This is a genomic window from uncultured Methanospirillum sp., assembly GCF_963668415.2.
Classification (GTDB): Archaea; Halobacteriota; Methanomicrobia; order Methanomicrobiales; family Methanospirillaceae; genus Methanospirillum.
This window is the reverse complement of record NZ_CAXXDL010000001.1, coordinates 696,457-713,467: the sequence shown is the minus strand read 5'-3', so window position 1 is coordinate 713,467 and position 17,011 is coordinate 696,457. Positions and strand designations below refer to the sequence as shown.

General features: G+C 49.3%; 12 protein-coding genes. 6 read left to right on the top strand and 6 right to left on the bottom strand.

What is annotated here, in order from left to right:
- From ACHZA2_RS03220 to ACHZA2_RS03210, 3 genes are read left to right on the top strand one after another with little or no spacing between them, the layout of a single operon-like run.
- Positions 1-1,338, top strand: coding sequence for an RNase J family beta-CASP ribonuclease (locus ACHZA2_RS03220; protein WP_319578523.1), 1,338 nt, complete (start codon positions 1-3; stop codon positions 1,336-1,338).
- A 12-nt stretch (positions 1,339-1,350) separates the two neighbouring features.
- Positions 1,351-2,313 (top strand): polyprenyl synthetase family protein, encoded by a 963-nt coding sequence (locus tag ACHZA2_RS03215; RefSeq protein ID WP_319578522.1) that lies wholly within the window; start codon positions 1,351-1,353, stop codon positions 2,311-2,313.
- 1 nt (position 2,314) lies between these two features.
- The gene (locus ACHZA2_RS03210; RefSeq protein WP_319578521.1) at positions 2,315-4,000 is read left to right on the top strand and encodes a glutamate--tRNA ligase; all 1,686 of its coding nucleotides are present in this window, start codon (positions 2,315-2,317) and stop codon (positions 3,998-4,000) included.
- A 223-nt stretch (positions 4,001-4,223) separates the two neighbouring features.
- Here ACHZA2_RS03210 and ACHZA2_RS03205 read toward each other — a convergent pair whose 3' ends face one another.
- Together ACHZA2_RS03205 and ilvB are read right to left on the bottom strand one after the other, a co-directional pair.
- Entirely contained in the window at positions 4,224-4,646 is a 423-nt protein-coding gene (locus ACHZA2_RS03205) for a hypothetical protein (RefSeq protein WP_319578520.1), read from the bottom strand.
- A gap of 127 nt (positions 4,647-4,773) precedes the next feature.
- Positions 4,774-6,453 (bottom strand): biosynthetic-type acetolactate synthase large subunit, encoded by a 1,680-nt coding sequence (ilvB, locus tag ACHZA2_RS03200; protein WP_319580932.1) that lies wholly within the window; start codon positions 6,451-6,453, stop codon positions 4,774-4,776.
- A gap of 496 nt (positions 6,454-6,949) precedes the next feature.
- Here ilvB and ACHZA2_RS03195 point away from each other — a divergent pair, with 496 nt between their 5' ends.
- Complete coding sequence (locus tag ACHZA2_RS03195) at positions 6,950-7,369, top strand: MarR family winged helix-turn-helix transcriptional regulator (RefSeq protein ID WP_319578519.1); 420 nt, start codon at positions 6,950-6,952, stop codon at positions 7,367-7,369.
- A 49-nt stretch (positions 7,370-7,418) separates the two neighbouring features.
- Positions 7,419-9,812 (top strand): endopeptidase La, encoded by a 2,394-nt coding sequence (gene lon / locus ACHZA2_RS03190; RefSeq protein ID WP_319578518.1) that lies wholly within the window; start codon positions 7,419-7,421, stop codon positions 9,810-9,812.
- 55 nt (positions 9,813-9,867) lie between these two features.
- Here the strand turns inward: lon and ACHZA2_RS03185 are convergent, their stop codons facing one another.
- The 3 genes from ACHZA2_RS03185 to ACHZA2_RS03175 all read right to left on the bottom strand — a co-directional run bounded on the left by ACHZA2_RS03185 (position 9,868) and on the right by ACHZA2_RS03175 (position 12,091).
- Entirely contained in the window at positions 9,868-10,428 is a 561-nt protein-coding gene (locus ACHZA2_RS03185; RefSeq protein ID WP_319578517.1) for a flavin reductase family protein, read from the bottom strand.
- A gap of 315 nt (positions 10,429-10,743) precedes the next feature.
- The gene (locus ACHZA2_RS03180; protein ID WP_319578516.1) at positions 10,744-11,832 is read right to left on the bottom strand and encodes a PEGA domain-containing protein; all 1,089 of its coding nucleotides are present in this window, start codon (positions 11,830-11,832) and stop codon (positions 10,744-10,746) included.
- A gap of 100 nt (positions 11,833-11,932) precedes the next feature.
- Complete coding sequence (locus ACHZA2_RS03175; protein WP_319578515.1) at positions 11,933-12,091, bottom strand: hypothetical protein; 159 nt, start codon at positions 12,089-12,091, stop codon at positions 11,933-11,935.
- Positions 12,092-12,519: 428 nt separating this feature from the next.
- On the opposite strand from ACHZA2_RS03175, the gene ACHZA2_RS03170 reads away from it, so the two are divergent.
- Complete coding sequence (locus ACHZA2_RS03170) at positions 12,520-13,101, top strand: YkgJ family cysteine cluster protein (protein WP_319578514.1); 582 nt, start codon at positions 12,520-12,522, stop codon at positions 13,099-13,101.
- Positions 13,102-13,119: 18 nt separating this feature from the next.
- Here the strand turns inward: ACHZA2_RS03170 and ACHZA2_RS03165 are convergent, their stop codons facing one another.
- On the bottom strand, positions 13,120-16,845 hold the full coding sequence (locus tag ACHZA2_RS03165; RefSeq protein ID WP_319578513.1) for a PAS domain S-box protein: 3,726 nt from the start codon (positions 16,843-16,845) through the stop codon (positions 13,120-13,122).
- Between the last annotated feature and the right edge of the window lie 166 nt (positions 16,846-17,011).

Here is a 17,011-nt window from a genome sequence, read left to right as displayed (position 1 = left end):
TTGGACATTGAAGTCCTTGCAGTGGGTGGCTATAATGAATTTGGCCGAAATATGACCGCCATCCGCTGCGGCAAGGAAATAGTCATTATTGATATGGGGATCAGGCTTGACTCCCTGATGATGCACCCTGAAATCGAGATGGAGAATACTCATTCGCTCGACCTGATCGAGATGGGTGTCATCCCTGATGATACGGTAATGAACCAGATCGAGGGGACGGTCAAAGCGATCGTTCTCTCACACGGTCACCTGGATCACCTCGGGGCTGTGCCGAAACTGGCACACCGATATAATGCCCCGATCATCGGGACACCATACACGATAGAACTCGTCAGACAGCAGATCGAGGGTGAGAAGAAGTTCGGAGTAAACAACAAACTCTACCCGCTCAAATACTCGCAGCGGTACACGATCTCAAATACACTCTCGCTCGAGCTCGTGCGGACCCAGCACAGTATCATTGATACCGCAACAGTCGTGCTGTACACCCCGAAAGGGGCTATTGTGTATGCTCTCGACTTCAAACTTGACAGAAACCCGGTCCTCGGCGAACCGCCGGACTTTGCAAAGTTCCGCAAGATCGGCAAAGAAGGAGTGCTCTGCCTCATTACCGAGTCCACTAACGTGAACAGGAAAGGCAGGTGCCCGAGCGAGCAGCTTGCGAAGAGCATGGTCCGTGATGTGATGACAAGCTACGAGGATGACAAGAACGCCCTCATTGTCAGCACCTTCGCATCCCATATCGCGAGGGTCAAGACCATCGCTGAATGTGCCCATGAGATCGGAAGGAAACCCCTGCTCCTTGGCAGGTCAATGGAACGCTACTGCAGCACTGCAGAACAGATGAAGTACGTTCGGTTCCCTGATACCACCAGCATCTTTGGCAACCGCAGGGTTGTGGAACGGACACTTCGCCGGGTCATCAAGGGTCCAAGGGACGAGTATGTGCCTATCGTGACCGGTCACCAGGGTGAGCCCGGTTCTATCCTGACCAGGATAGCACAGAAGGACACCCCGTACCGGATCGAGAAGGGTGATAAGATCATGATCAGTGCCCAACTGATTCCGAATGATATGAACCGTGCCCAGCGGTACCGGATGTTTACGATGCTCAGTCAGCAGGGTGGCCGTCTCTTTGACGACCTTCACGTATCAGGGCATGCATATTGTGAGGATCATTACGAGTTCCTTACCATGCTTAACCCTCAGTTCGTTATCGCTGCACACGGAGGTGTGAATCTTACCTCCGAGTACCTGAATCTCGCTACTGATTGTGGGTACACCTTAAACAAAGACTTCTTCCTGATGGCAAACGGCCAGCGGCAGAGACTGGCCTGAACGGTGAAACTTATGGATCTGGAGACGTATCTGCGAAAAACTGCAACCGAGGTCAACACACTGCTTGACCAATACTACGGCAATCCCGGAACCGAATTATCAAAGGCATCAAACCACCTGCTCTTTGCGGGTGGAAAACGGCTGCGGCCTGCGCTCTTCAAACTGGCAGCAGACACCATCCGCTCCGGCAGCTCTGCAGGAATCCTTCCTGCAGGGCTGGCTCTTGAAGTTACCCACAACTTCACGCTCATCCATGATGACATCATGGACGGGGATGCAACCCGCAGGGGAAAGCCAACGGTCCATACCATATGGGGAGAACCTGCAGCTATCCTTGCCGGAGATGTGCTCTTTGCACGTTCGTTCTGTCTTGTTGCCGATGCTATAGCTCCTGATGCTGCAAAAGTTGAAGCGTCTGCACTTCTTGCAAAGACATGTGTCGAGATCTGCGAGGGACAGCAACTTGACATGACCTTTGAGACAAGACAGGATGTGACCCGGGATGAGTACCTTGATATGGTCACCAAGAAGACCGGTGTGCTCTATGGAGCAGCAGCGGCAATGGGAGCGTTGCTCGCCGGTGCATCAAAGCCGCAGGTTGATTCTCTCTATACATACGGATGCAGCATCGGTGCAGCGTTTCAGATCCAGGACGATATCATCGATCTGATGGCTCCTCCCGAGCAGTCAGGAAAGGACCAGGCATCGGATATCAGGGAAGGAAAGCAGACGATCATCGCTATAACAGCCCGTGAGAAGGGGGTTGACCTCTCCCCGTACCGCAGGAAACTTGACCCTGCTGAGATCAATTCACTCATTGCTCTTCTCCAGGAGAAGGGTGTTATCGCAGAAGTTCAGGAGACAGCCGACTCAATGGTCCGTGACGCCATCAATGGACTCTCGGTACTTCGTGACTGTCCAGAACGCCAACTCCTCTCCGACCTTGCCTACTTCTTTGTCCAGCGGGGGTACTGAATTGGACGATCTGAAGTCCATTCTCCTCGGTGCAGCACTGCAGAATGCAGTAAAGCACAAGAGCGTACCGGCAGCAGGTGCGGTGATGGGGGCTGTGATGGGCGGTCATCCCGAGCTTCGTTCACGATCCGGCGAGATCAAGGCTCTTCTCGGTGAAGTTATCGCCGAGGTTGCTTCTCTCTCGCACGAAGAACAGGAGATGAAACTCGAGGAGATTGCACCGGATCTCCATGCAGCCCTGTCTGAAAAGAAGGAGAAGAAGAAGCACACGCTCCCTGACCTTCCGAATGCAGAAGGCGGAGTAGTGATGCGGTTTGCACCGAACCCCTCCGGACCTCTCCATCTCGGGCATGCAAGGGCAGCGTTTCTCAATGATGAGTATCTCAAAAGGTATGGCGGGAAGTACATCCTTCGTATCGAAGATACTGATCCAAAACGGGTCGATACCGATGCATACCAGATGGTCCCAGAGGACATCAAGTGGATGGGACTCAATATCACTGAGACGATCTACCAGTCAGACCGGTTCCCGCTCTACTACGATGTAGGCAGAAAACTGATCGAGAAAGGAGCAGCCTACGTCTGCAACTGTGATAACGAAGAGTTCAAGAACCTCAAGATGCACAAGGCAGCCTGCCCCTGCCGGTCACAGACCGTTGAAGAAGCCGGAGAACTCTTCGACCAGATGCTTGAGGGGAAGTTTGCAGAAGGTGAGATTTCAGTCAGGCTCAGGACAGATCTCAATCATCCTGATCCTGCTATGAGGGATTTTCCGCTCTTCAGGGTGTTGACCTCGGTTCCGCATCAGCGGGTCGATGCAATCGTGTATCCACTGATGAATCTCTCGGTTGCAGTCGATGATCATCTCCTCGGTATGACGCATGTGATCAGGGGCAAGGATCATATCGCCAACACCGGCCGCCAGAAGTTCATCTTCGATTACATGGACTGGAAGCAGCCGGTGTACCGCCACTATGGCAGAATGGGAATTGAAGGAGTTGTCCTTTCCACATCCCAGATGAGGCAGGGGATCGTTGCTGGTGAGTATACCGGATGGGACGATGTTCATCTCGGGACCCTTCGGGCAATGGCTCGTCGTGGTATTGAGCCGGAAGCTGTGCGGAATGCAGTTGTTGAGATCGGTATTGGTGAGACCGACATCCAGTTCTCCTGGGAGAACCTCTACGCAAAAAACAAGGATATCGTTGATGCGAAGGCTGACCGGTTCTTCTTTGTTGCAGATCCCGTTGAACTTACCATAGATGGTGCCCACCCAATGACCGCAAAGGCGATGCGGTACCCCGGTGATGATGCCAGGGGATTCCGTGAGATCCCGTTCACCGGAAAGCTCGTGGTTCCCCGGGCAGAGCTTGAGTCCGGTGCATCGATGATCAGGCTCAAGGACCTCTTCAACATCTCTGTCAGCAAAGACGGGAGTTCATATAGTGCGACGTATGCCGGCGATGAACTCCAGCAGGCCCGTGAAGCAAAGGCCCCGATCATCCAGTGGCTCCCGTCAGGATACGGAACTCCATGCCTGATCAGAAAAGCTGACGGGGATATGAACGGTGTCTGCGAACCCGAGGTCTCGACCTGGAAAGGCAGGATGGTTCAGTTCGAGCGGGTAGGTTTCACCAGGATCGATGAGACCGGTCAGCAGATCGTGGCATATTACAGCCACCGGTAATAATTTTTTTTAGCGATACTTTTCCTGATCACTTCGCGTGCTAATTCCGGGGTCCATTGAACCCGCTGAAGAGGATCCTGTTAACGGTGATCTGATACTTACACAGATCTCGTGAATTGATGAATTGATCAAGATCACTTGACCGGTTGTGAGTTGCAAGTGAGAAGATCCTCTCTGCCTGCAAAAGCATCACAGGCAACACAAGAGAAATGAGTGAATATTTTCAGCATTCCCTGTTGTATCGTGCATTCAGGTACCCGATACACGGGTATCCGATAATTCCTGAAAGGATATTTGAGATATAGAACCCTGCCGGATAGGACATTGAAGTGAATACCACCCAGATGTTCGGGATGATGACAAGTACAAACAGGATCCCTGCAAACTGCCATGAGGCCGCCTTCTGGTCTACCGAGAGCGATCCACGAATGATCTGCCAGATACCGGCGGATATGAATGAGAATACAAACGGGTACAGGAAGTACAGCATCATAACCGGATCAGAGATACTCCGCATTCCCGGAACCTCAAAGATGCTGTATGGTGCAACAAACTGGGTAAGGCCATCAGCAACAAAACTCAAGATAAGCAGAGATATTCCACCAAAAACTCCGGGTATCATCAGGGATCTCGGATTAATATGCATACAATACCTGTGCATTCAGAATAAAAACCCCAACGGTGTCCCGTTGGGGGCCCTAGGTAGTACCGGTGAAAAGGACTTTTTCATGCAAAAAGACAGGGTTGTATCTATCACCTATCTTCTGATAGGATCAACCGGGATTTTTCAAAAGCATCTCGGTTGCCTTAGCCCCTGCAGGCAACATTGGAAAGACGTTCTCTTCACGTTCTATCCTGAAGTCTATGAGGAATGGTCCATTCGTCGCAAGTGCGTCGTTGATTGCCGGACGGACTTCATCCGGACTTTCAACTCTGACCCCGTCAATCCCGTATGCAGCAGCAATCTTCGTGAACTCAACTGATGGGAGTTCTGTGAATGAGTACCGTCGATCATAGAAGAGTTCCTGCCATTGCCTCACCATTCCAAGGTACTGATTATTTAAAACCAGGATCTTAACAGGGATTCTGTATTCAGCCAGGGTGGCTAACTCCTGAATGTTCATCTGTAAGGATCCATCCCCTGCGATAGTGCAGATCTGCTGATCCGGACATGCAAACGAGGCTCCCATGGCAGCCGGTAGTCCGAATCCCATCGTTCCCATGCCTCCTGATGTGAGGAATGATCGTGGCTTTGCAAATTTATAGTACTGAGCGGTCCACATCTGATTCTGCCCTACTTCAGACACGATGATCCCGTTTCCTTCCAGAACCGAAGCGAGGGTACTGATGATCTGTTGTGGGTACAGAGCACTACTCTCTGGCAGAAAAGGCAGGTCAGTCTGGTGTTTCCAGATTCTGATCTGATCCCTCCATGTAGTGGTTGTGCATGAACCACTGATATTCCTGAAAATTTCATGGAGGATAATCTTTGCATCGCCCACGAGAGGGAGATCAACAGCACGGTTTTTACCAACTTCACTTGGATCTATGTCGATCTGGATGACTGTTGCTCGTGGTGCAAAGAGTCCTCCTGTCCCGCAACTCCGATCCGAAAATCTGGTACCAACGGCGATCAGCAGGTCGCAGGCATGTATCGCATGATTTGCTGCGACTGTCCCATGCATCCCTATCATACCCAGATTGAGGGGATGATCCGAAGGAACTGCTCCGATGCCGAGTAAGGTCGTTGTAACAGGTATCCCGAACCGCTCGGCAAGAGTGAGAATCTCCCTTGATGCCTGGCTCCCGATAACTCCTCCACCTGCCAGGATTATCGGATTTTCAGCAGTTGTGATCAACCCGGCTGCTCTGATGCACAGTGTTCTGGTCTTTGAATCGATCTGTTTCTCCTGGTTGATGTCCGGTGCCAACCTCACTTGTTTCTGTTCAGGTGCCATGCCTGTTGAAACGTCCCTGGGAATGTCGATAAGCACGGGGCCGGGCCGTCCTGTCATTGCAACCCTGAATGCATCACTCACTGTCTCTGCAAGATCTGCGGTTTTTTTCACCAGGTAGTTCTGTTTGGTGACCGGTCTTGTGATTTCAGTGATATTTGCCTCCTGAAAGGATTGATTTCCAATCTGGGTTGTGGGAACCTGCCCGGTTATCGCAACCACTGGTATCGAATCCATGTACGCAGTGGCTATGCCGGTGACCAGGTTACAGGCTCCTGGTCCGGATGTTGCAAGGCAGATCCCTGCTCCTCCTCCTGCCCTGGCATACCCATCAGCTGCATGGGCTGCAGCTTGTTCATGTCTGACAAGGATGTGCCTGATCCCGGAATCCGGAAGTTCATCATAGATCGGAAGCACAGAGGCTCCGGGATATCCGAATATCGTCTCAACCCCCTGGGATACAAGTGATTCGAGGAGGATCTTTGCTCCTGTCTTCACAGAGTCCATCCCCCTGAATGTGGGTCTGATCGAAAGACCTGAAGGTGATCCCGTGTACTCTGTGCTGGAGAGAATTGATATCCCAGTGAAAAGGTCAGGATTCGGTAAGGTACAGAATCAAAAATAGATCTCAGTTCGTCAGTATCTCGTTTCTTGGATGTAATGTCCTTTCGGACCAACAAAACACTCAGTCATGGTTGTCCATCACATCCTATTATTTGCTCTTATAAATTATGAATCTTGAGACAGACAAGAACAGGGTTGGTTATCCATTGTGTATTGAATAGACAATCTGGGTCGTTCTCATACCTGAAGTAAGTGCTGTTTGGTTGCGTATTGGGATTTTCATCAGTAATTTTGACTGTCTGATGGGAATTCATTTTGAGGAATGAGTCGTGCTATATCCTTCTTATTCTCTCCCAGATATCTGATGACAATTACTGCCTCATGGACAACCTTTATAGTTTGGAGAGCCCTAACTAACTAATACGGATCCATGACAGACCAGAAAGAACATCTCTTCGAGGTCTTTGATACTCTGATCAGACTGAAACAAGAATGTTCTTGTAGTATCTTCTCTGCCTGTGAGCTCTCGGACATCACGGTGAAACAGATCAACTATCTGAAGGTGATAGACACAAGCGATGAGATCACCTTCAGCAGGCTTGCAGAGATCACCCGCAACTCAAAGCCGACTATCACGGAGATGATTCGTAAGTTAGATCATATGGGTTGCGTGTACAGGCAGCCCTGTCCCTACGATGGGAGGATACATTATATCCGTCTGACCGGAACAGGCGAGAAGATCGCCCGTGCTGAACAGAAAGCCCTACAGCAGGTTGTTGAACGACTCGCTGAATCGCTCGACGATCATGAGATAGAAGTTCTGATAGAGATCCTGCGAAAAGTACGGTAAAAAATTTTATCAGAAGAATTAGTTAGGTCAAGTAAAACTAAAGGTTCACATGAGTACCACTGAATTCACACAATCACCAGCAAAGCAGGAGCATTTCATTCTGCCTCTCTATGAGATTGTTGTGTTTCCCAAAACACGGACAAAGATCGTTGTTGACAAGGAGACCGGAGGTCTTCTCCTGCAGGAGATGAGCCGGAATGACAGCGCTCCGATCGGTCTGGCAGTCAGGGCCGGAACAACCCAGTCTGAAATATCCGCGTCTACTGTATATCCCATCGGCAATCTTCTGGAAATATCCTTTATCCAGCCTGCTGAAGAGGGGTATCTCGTATGCATCCATGCACTCAGAAAGATCAGGGCTGACAGCATCTCCGAGCGTGATGGCCGATTATACGCAACCTGGGTCCCGGTTGATGATGTGTCTGATCTCAGCACCGGCGAGCATGATGGGATACTTGGAGAGATTAAAGAGATTATCCATTCAATCAGCATACATTTCCAGGGTTCTGATCAGTTTACCAGACCGGTAGACAAGATGACATCCATCGATGCTGTGATCGGGTTCACCATGCCGTATGTTCCGGTCTCACTCGAAGAGAAACAGGCACTCCTGGAGATATCATCAGAAAAGGAACGGGCTGAAGCATTTCTGGATCTGTTGCTCAGGGTCAAAGAGCAGATCGATATCAGGGTCGAGGTCACCCAGAAGGTATCAGAAAAAGTAATCAAAACCAACCGTGAAGCGATGCTCCGTGAACAGTTGAGAGTAATTCAGGATGAGTTGAACGAGATCGAAGGAAATGGTCCTGGTGACACAGGGTACCGGGAGAAGATAGAACAATCACTGATGCCTGAAGAGGTGAAGAAGAAAGCCCTCGCAGAGGTGAAGAAACTAGAAATCGGTGGACCACATAACCACGAAGCACCTGTCATCAGAAATTATCTTGATCTTCTGGTCGATCTGCCATGGGTCACTGGCGAGAGATCTGAAATTGACATTGAGACGACCAGACAGGTTCTTGAGAGCAACCATTACGGGCTTGAGAAGGTCAAGGAGCGGATCGTTCAGCACCTAGCTGTCATGAAACTGAAGAATGACAAGCAGGGTTCGATCCTCCTCTTTGCAGGTCCTCCGGGGACAGGAAAGACGAGTCTTGGCAAAAGCATCGCTGAAGCCCTGGGTCGCAAATATGTTCGTGCAAGTCTTGGTGGTGTAAAGGATGAGGCAGAGATTCGCGGTCACCGCAGGACATATGTCGGGGCACTTCCCGGGAGGATCATACAGGGAATGAGACGAGCAGGAACAAAAAATCCGGTATTTGTACTTGATGAAATTGATAAGCTAAGTGCATCATACTCCGGAGATCCTTCAAGTGCCCTGCTCGAGGTGCTCGATCCTGAGCAGAACAACAGTTTCTCTGATCATTACCTTGAGGTCCCGTATGATCTCTCTGACGTTCTCTTCATTGCTACGGCGAACTCGCTCTCTTCAATACCAGGACCCCTGCTTGACCGGATGGAACTGATCGAGATCTCAAGTTACACACGACACGAGGTGTTTGCGATCGCCAGGAAGCATCTGCTTCCCAAAACAATGGAAGAGCACGGGCTTGATGAAGGAAAATTACAGGTCGGGGATGATGCCCTCTCGCTCGTCATCGAGAAGTATACCCGTGAAGCAGGTGTCCGTGGTCTGAAGAAACAGCTTGACCGGATTGCCCGTTATGTCTCTGAAAAGATTGTATCAGGAAAAGCCGTTCTGCCGTTTGTGGTCTCGGCAGATATGATCGGAGAGATACTTGGTAAGGAGGTCTTCAGACATGAGGCTGCCAGAAACCGGCTCACTCCCGGAGTTGCAACGGGTCTTGCCTGGACTCCTGTAGGTGGGGAGATCCTCTTTATCGAGGGAACGTTCATGCCAGGTACTGGCAAACTCACGCTCACCGGTCAGCTCGGCGATGTCATGAAAGAGTCTGCAAATATTTCCATGAGCCTGATCAGGTCACGGTTTGCGAGCTCTGCGAACCGGTTTGACTTCATGATCAGCGATATCCACATCCATGTCCCGTCAGGAGCGACACCAAAGGACGGGCCATCGGCAGGTGTTACCCTGTTTACTTCCCTTGTCTCGCTCATCACCGGGAAGACAGTGGATCCGAAACTGGCAATGACCGGGGAGATAACCTTGAGCGGAGCGGTTCTTCCGGTTGGCGGGATCAAGGAGAAAGTTCTTGCTGCTCACCGGGCAGGGATCACTAAGGTTATCCTGCCGAAAGAGAACGAGCGTGATATTGAAGAGATACCAGATGATGTCAGAAAGGAACTGACCTTTGTCACGGTTGAAAGTATCGAAGAGGTTCTCCACGAAGCATTAGGGATTGATCTTCCGGACGTGGTCAGGTTTATTCCCCAGGTTCCCCTTGCATCGGTTCAGAATGTATAAGTTGGAGTGATCGGGTAATTCCCGGTTCACCCTCCTCATTACCAAGCCGCTGTACTTATTGCTGGAATTTCTTTCCGTCTGAAAAAGCCTTCCCGGTTTCTGCTCCTACATCAAAGTACGTTGCCTGAGCGTACACTATCGGGTTGATCTTTCTGATATCAGGTTTTCCATCTGTTACAGAGTTCTCGTCTGCATGTATCTCAATGACTTCTCCGATGTACAGCAGGTGACTTCCGCAATCGACCGAGCTGAAGAGTTTACACTCGATGTTAACCGGGCATTCTTGTGCCAGTGGTGCTGTCCCGAGTTTTCCATAAAAGGAGGTGAAGACACCTGACTTGTCCTTGTTTGATCCTGAAGTTATCCCGCAGTAGTCGGTCTCAATCACCTGGTTTGAGGACGTAACATTCAGGCTGAAGGTCTTATTCTCTTCAATGCCCTGAGCCGTATACCTGACCTTGTTGATGGCGACACAGACCATGGGTGGTGCCATAGAGGCTACGGTCGCCCAGGCTGCAGTCATGTAGTTTGGTTTTCCCTTGACATTACTGCCGACAAGAACGGCAGGCATGACACTCATGTATGGCATTGGTCCGAGCGTGATCTTTCCTGTCATAATAATTCGGAGATGGGTTATCTGGGAAGATGTTTAAGCGTATCTAATCCGTGGAAGGGTACCTATCACACCCATAAGACCCCTCCATTGTGTATTTCCTTTCGGGTTGTTGCAGAACAGAATTGGAAACAAGGCCTGGAAGTCTTTGTTCATGATGTAAAGGTGATCAAACTGTACAGGAGACCTGGTATCTCTTCAGGTTCTCAGGAATAGACCTCCCAGGAAACAATAAACAGGATTATTTGCATGGCAGAAAATCACAATCAGCGATCAACGGAAGAACAGTTCAGAAATACACCCATCAATGGGGGATGATCAGGGTCCGGGAGGCATGCCCGGACCACCTGTCATCGGAATTTCCCCACCGAATGGAATTCCGAACGGTACTCTGTTCATCTGATTGTTGAACGGCCGATCTGGCATTTTTAGTGAGAGTGATAACTGGACACTATTCTCCTGTCCTGCAATCAGATTGATGATCTCGGTCCCGGTGTTGTATGAAGATTTTTCAGCCTTTATTGTATATATCCCCGCATCAATTGTTTCAATGTGAACCGGAGAGATCCCCCGGTACACTCCGTTGAGGTAGACACTTGCTCCTGATGGATCAGAATTGACAGTCAGGGAACCGGTGTTACTCACAGGACTGAGCGATGCAGAGATCTCTGACTCAGCACCTGATGTGACTGAAATTGTTTTTGTGTATGATGTATATCCGGCTTTCTTTATCTCAACCGAGTAGGTTCCCGGCTGGAGATTTGTGTAGGTACAGGGGGTTTTCTTTGTCTGTGTCCTGTCAAGGGTAACAGTCGCCCCGGTCGGATCAGAAGAGACAGATAGTGATCCTGTGGTTTTGGTTTTCTCTTGGGTGAGTGCAGCTGAAACAACTGATTCTGCCCCTGAAGCTACAGAAATGGTTGTAAAGTAAGGGAGGTATCCATCCAGAGAGATAGCGATTTCGTGTCTGCCCGGTGACACCTCCTGGTACGTATGCGGGGTTGTCCGGGTATCTGTCCCGTCACAGGTCACGGTTGCTCCAGCCGGATCAGATGTCACCTGGATGGTTCCGGAGCCTGTTCCATCAGTGAGAGTCGCAGAGATCGTTTCAGCAGTCCCTGGCTCCGGGTTTTGGGTAACGGTTGTGGTCCAGTCCTGAAAACCTGTTTTCTGAAGTGTAATGATATGTGGAGGCGTGTTGGCATTCGGAATCGTGAGTATGACCGGGGTTACTCCTGATTCTGTTCCGTCGAACAGGACAGTTGCTCCGGAAGGCGAAGAGATGACACTGATATATCCCGTTTCCGGAAGGTTGGTGTCAGAGATACCCGGAATTATAATGTACCAGAAGAGGAGGAGTGAGATCGCAAGACTCCATTTCATACAACCGATCTGCACTTGTTTCATACATATGAATATCCGTCATACTGATTGTTTTGGACCAATCAAAACGGATAACTTACGATCAATCTGCTGATCTACAAAAGAGCGGCTGCCTGAATTCAGGCTAGGCATATTGCCGGGGACCGTTTGGCCTTTTGATGAGAATCGTTCGTTCCCTGATCTGAATTGTAACGGAGCCAGCCTTGTCCCATCCGATCGATTCTGACTCCCGGGAGATGTTTATCAGACTACCCCAGGTTCCTGAAGGTGATCCTGTTGTCATGGTTTGTCACCTGTCAGTATGGCCTGCGTCATGTTTTGAGTATGGTGCACAACACTCATTCAAATGGTGTGTGTTACCTGTTCCCTTTCGTATGCTTAAGACCATACCGTTCGGAGACAAACGTTCCAATAATCTGGAAAAGTCTGTGTATGATTTCTGGAAAGTGAAACGGAGGAGAGAGGTATTTACAAGTGTTTCCCGTTTCACCTATTTCCCGCTATAGGGATGGATGGATCTAGTTTCATGTCTCCTGGTTCACTGATTGTTTTTTGATAACCTCCAGTTCGTTATTTAGACCGCTATTCCTTCCTGCATGCAAAATCTTTCATGGAGATACTGGTGTGCTGGCTCATCTGGAAGGTTCTTCCAGGTGTCACCATACAATATGTAAAGAGTATTTTACATATACTTTCTTCTCTTCTGAGCTCATGCGAGATCCCAGGCCCCGGTTATGGTCGTCACAGGAAAAATTATCTCACTTCACCGGGTATATTCACTCTTCATCTTCATGCAGGGAGGACAGAAATATTTCATTTGAGTGTCAGCAGTGCGGTGAATGCTGCAGTTACCTGGGGCAGGTCTTTCACATTATAAAACCCCTCGATCAGTACACATTCCAGATTGAGAACCAGTATACCGGACAGAAGCATGTGGTCACTGTCTCACCTCTATTGCGTCATCTTTACGATGACCATGCCATTTTCTCCGAACGTCCCGAAGCCTGTCCGTTCTTCAGGAGAAATAATCAGGGCGGGCTCTACTACTGCACCGTTCATCTGACAAGACCGGAGATCTGTCAGGAGTATGGATGCTGGCGGTTTCTCTTTCTCGATGAATCAGGCAACCGGGCAGGACGAGTGATGCAGAGCAGGCATCTCCATGCAGAGAGTCCGTATCTCCGGGAGATATGGGATACGTGTGTTCGTGAACTCCATGAACCTGATGATGCAGTCTGGGATCAGAAGATGTGTGATATCGTGAAAAAAGCCGGATTTCAGATCAGATCGTAGTACATTCTCTCGATTCTATTACTGCTGATCACGGACCCTGAACATTTCAGGTGGTACAAGTATCTCAAACCGTGCCCCTTCTCCCGGTGTCCCTGTTTCATGAATACCTATCCCGGTAATGGTAAGGATCTCTTTTGCAAGAAAGAGGCCAAGTCCAGTATTTTTTCCAAATCCTCTCTCAAAGACTGAAGACTTTTCATCTTCAGCAATACCTGCCCCGTTATCCTCCCAGATCACTCTGCATCCTGCTGGTTTCAGGTTGTATGATACAGTGATAGCAGTTACCCTCTCCCCATGCCTGATCGAGTTGTCAAGCAGGGTCTGAAAGACCTTTGCAAGCATCGGATCTGCGTAGATCTCCAGATCTACCACGTTCGTTTCGAAGATTATTTCCTGTGGTATCTCCTGGTACGGAAGAATATCATTGACTTTCTGCCATACCGGCTCATGAGATCCGAGATCCTGGTATACCCTGGTGAACTCGATCTGGCTCCTGATGGTATTGGTTATCTGCTCAATCTTTTCGATGTAGGTAATGCATTCAGGTGCGTGTGGATTCTCCTTGATCAGGACAAGGTACGCGATCATAGCAGTTAGTTTGTTTCTGATATCATGGCGGGTGATGCTTGCGAGCAGGTTGATCTGCTCGTTGGCCCTCTTGAGTGCAGACTCTGCACGCTGTCGCTCACTGATGAATCTGGCCTGCTGCACGTTCTGGTAAGCCCTGGATGAGAGTTCATTCGCAAACAGAGAGAGGATGGAAACAACCTTTTCAAACTGCTCCCTTGACATCTTTGGAACCTCGGCAAGTGCCTCCCTGAACTGTGTCCTGTCTGCACCGATCTCATCTGCATAGGCAAGAATTTTTTCTTCATCAATATCTTCGTTCTTAACCTGGCCGATAAACCAGCTAGCGATATGGTTTCCTCCAATCGTGATGTTTGCTGCTGCATCCCACAATCCTCCGCTCAGGCAGGGCTGGATAAGGGGCCCGGATGGGTGAAACCTGCCGATACACTGATCTGAATATGTGCAGTTCACTTTCCCTTTTTCGGTCTTTCTGATGATATCGTTGCAGAGCCGGCAGAAGTTACTTGGCTGTGTTACCCATGAGCCGTCAGGAAGTGTGATCAGCGATGCAACCTGTGTCGCCTCAGCAAAGGCATCCTGCAGCTGCTGGAGTTGATCGATGTTGAAGAGGTCTGAAAACTGAACTGATGATGGCTCATTTAATGGCTGAGTCAGAGCAACAATCCTGTCTATCAGAGTCTTTTCAAGACTCTTTTTAGTGGTGATATCCTGGACGTGGACAAGGAATCCATCATTCACATTGGTCTTGAGATTTTGTATCGGGCTGATAACCATCTCAAGGTACATTACTGCGGATTTTGAGGTATCAAAGAGGTTTTCTGCCCTGATCAGTTCAAAATCAAACAGGAGTTCAAACCTCCGGACTTCACCGGCCTGAACACTGACGCAGATATCCTCAGGCAGATTCGGATCAGACCAGAGCCAGAACCCTTTCACATCTTCCTGGCTGGAGATACCAAAAATGTCAAGACAGGCCTGGTTAATCTCGATAAGTCTGCCATCAGGATCAAACCAGGCATGTCCGATTGGAGAGCTGAAGAAGAGATCTCTGAATCTTGACTGAGTTTCTAACAGATCTTTCAGGTTATTCTCGTTTGTTTTATACTGCCGTTTGAGTTCCTCTTCTGTTGTGATGAGTTCCTCATTGGCAGCCTGCAGGTTTGCATAAGCCTCGAACAGTTCATGTTCCGCTTTCTTTCGTGCGGTAATGTCCTCAATCGTGCCCTCAAACCATACATCGTCACCTTCCTGTACCTTCCGTGCATAGAGTGAGATCCATATCCGCGTCTTGTCCTTGCGGAACATCTCAACTTCATACCCTCCAATTGATCCCGTTTCAAGTAAAATCCTGACAAACTCTCTGCGTTCTTCAGGATTCACATATACCTGGTCACCAATACTGACCACTTCTTCAACCATCTGCTTGGGAGAATCATACCCGAATATCCTGGCAAATGCCGGGTTAAGGGCCCGGTTTACACCCCCTGGTGTGGTCTGGAATATGCCCAGTGCAGCATTGTCAAAGATGTTCCTGAATTCATGCTCACTCCTTTTCAGTGCCTGCTGCGCTTCATACAGGTCTGTAATATCCCTTCCTATTACAACCAATCCTTTTCTGCTGCCGTTTTCATGGAATGTTGGCACCTTGATGATATCGAAAACCCTGTCTGAACCATCTGGACATGGGATGAACTCGATGCCCCTGACGTCAGTTCCCGCCTTCCATGCCTCTTCATCAGATCGTTCACAGGTCAGGAACGTATCACGGTAAAATGAGTTTAACTCTGCAAGTTCAGAGTCAGTTTTATGCTTATAATCAATACCTTCGAGCTGGAATAACTGAAGATCGAAGTCATTTGCTTCAATCCACCTGCCCTGGGCATCCTTGAAACAGATGATGTCAGGCATGGCATTGATCAGAGTTCGGAGCCGGGACTCATTCTCACGTATGGCTTCTTCTGCATGTTTTCGCTCGGTGATATCCCTGTTGCTCACCCGCCTGCCTATGTAAGCTCCATGCGATCCGAGCACCGGAATACAGATGTGTTCGATCCATCTGATCTCTCCATCACGGGTGATTATTCTGAACTCGACCCTGTCACTCTCCTGTGTATCTTTCTGAGCATGCCTGTGATTCTGCCAGATTCTCTGATCATCCGGATGGACGATCTGTGAGATGAGAGCATGGTTCTGTACAAATTCGGTATTGGCGTATCCGGTTATGGTGAGGGCAGTCGGCGAGCAGTAGATGATCTGTTTATCCGGGTTCTCCCAGTACTCCCAGTCTGCCGTGTAATCAGCGATGTACTGGTATGTGTCAACAAAATTGCGCAGTTCAAGTTCTGAAAGAAACTGGTCGGTGATATCCCTGATGGTAGCGATGGCTCCTGTAACCTGCATCCTTTTTGAATAAAGCGGACCGGCATGAATCCGGAGGTAACGTTCACCGAATGGAAGGTGAAAGAAGTTTTCTGCGAGTATCTGGTCTCCTTCCCGTTTGAACTCAAGGTATTCATCTGTAACTTCCTGGATATCATCAAGGATCAGATCAATGATCATGGGTTTTGCCGATCCCGTGAACGGAACCGAGTAGGCATACCCTGAAAGACCGATGATATCTGCCGCTGCAACCCCGGTGAACTGCTCAATAGCACGGTTCCAGGCAATAACACGGTGGTCTCTGTCGATAGCAAAGGTGGGATCAGGAAGGGCTGATATCATCTCTGAAAACTGCCTTCGCGAGGTTTTGAGTGCATCGATCGCCTCTCTCCGCTCGATAGCACTTCTGATCTTGTGGCTCAGCTCGGCAAACTCAGATCGCGGCTCTCCTCCTTTCTGCAGATAGAAGTCTGCTCCGCTGTTGAGAGCCTCAATAACCACGTCTTCCCGTCCCCTACCGGTGAATATGATGAATGGAATGTTATTTCCAGACTCTCTGATCTGCCTCAGCAGTTCTATGCCATTGAGTGTTGGCATCTCGTAGTCTGATACCACAGCATGATAGGAACCTGATAAAATCCCCTTAAGTGCTTCTGTTGGAGATGATATGACGTCCACGGAGAAATCACTGGATAACTCCAGAAATAATTTTCCTATTGACAGCAGTTCCTCGTCGTCGTCAACATAGAGAATCCGGTATTGGTCTGGTATCATTCTATATCCACCGGGAACGGAGGCCGAATGTTCTAATGATGGATCTGGTATTGTAAAAGTGTATCCCTAATTTGCCGGACCAGGAGGTTGCAGATCGGTTTGACACGATTCAATCTGCAGGGTAGGAGAAACCATGCAAGCGGCAGATTATCATAGTTCAAAGGTG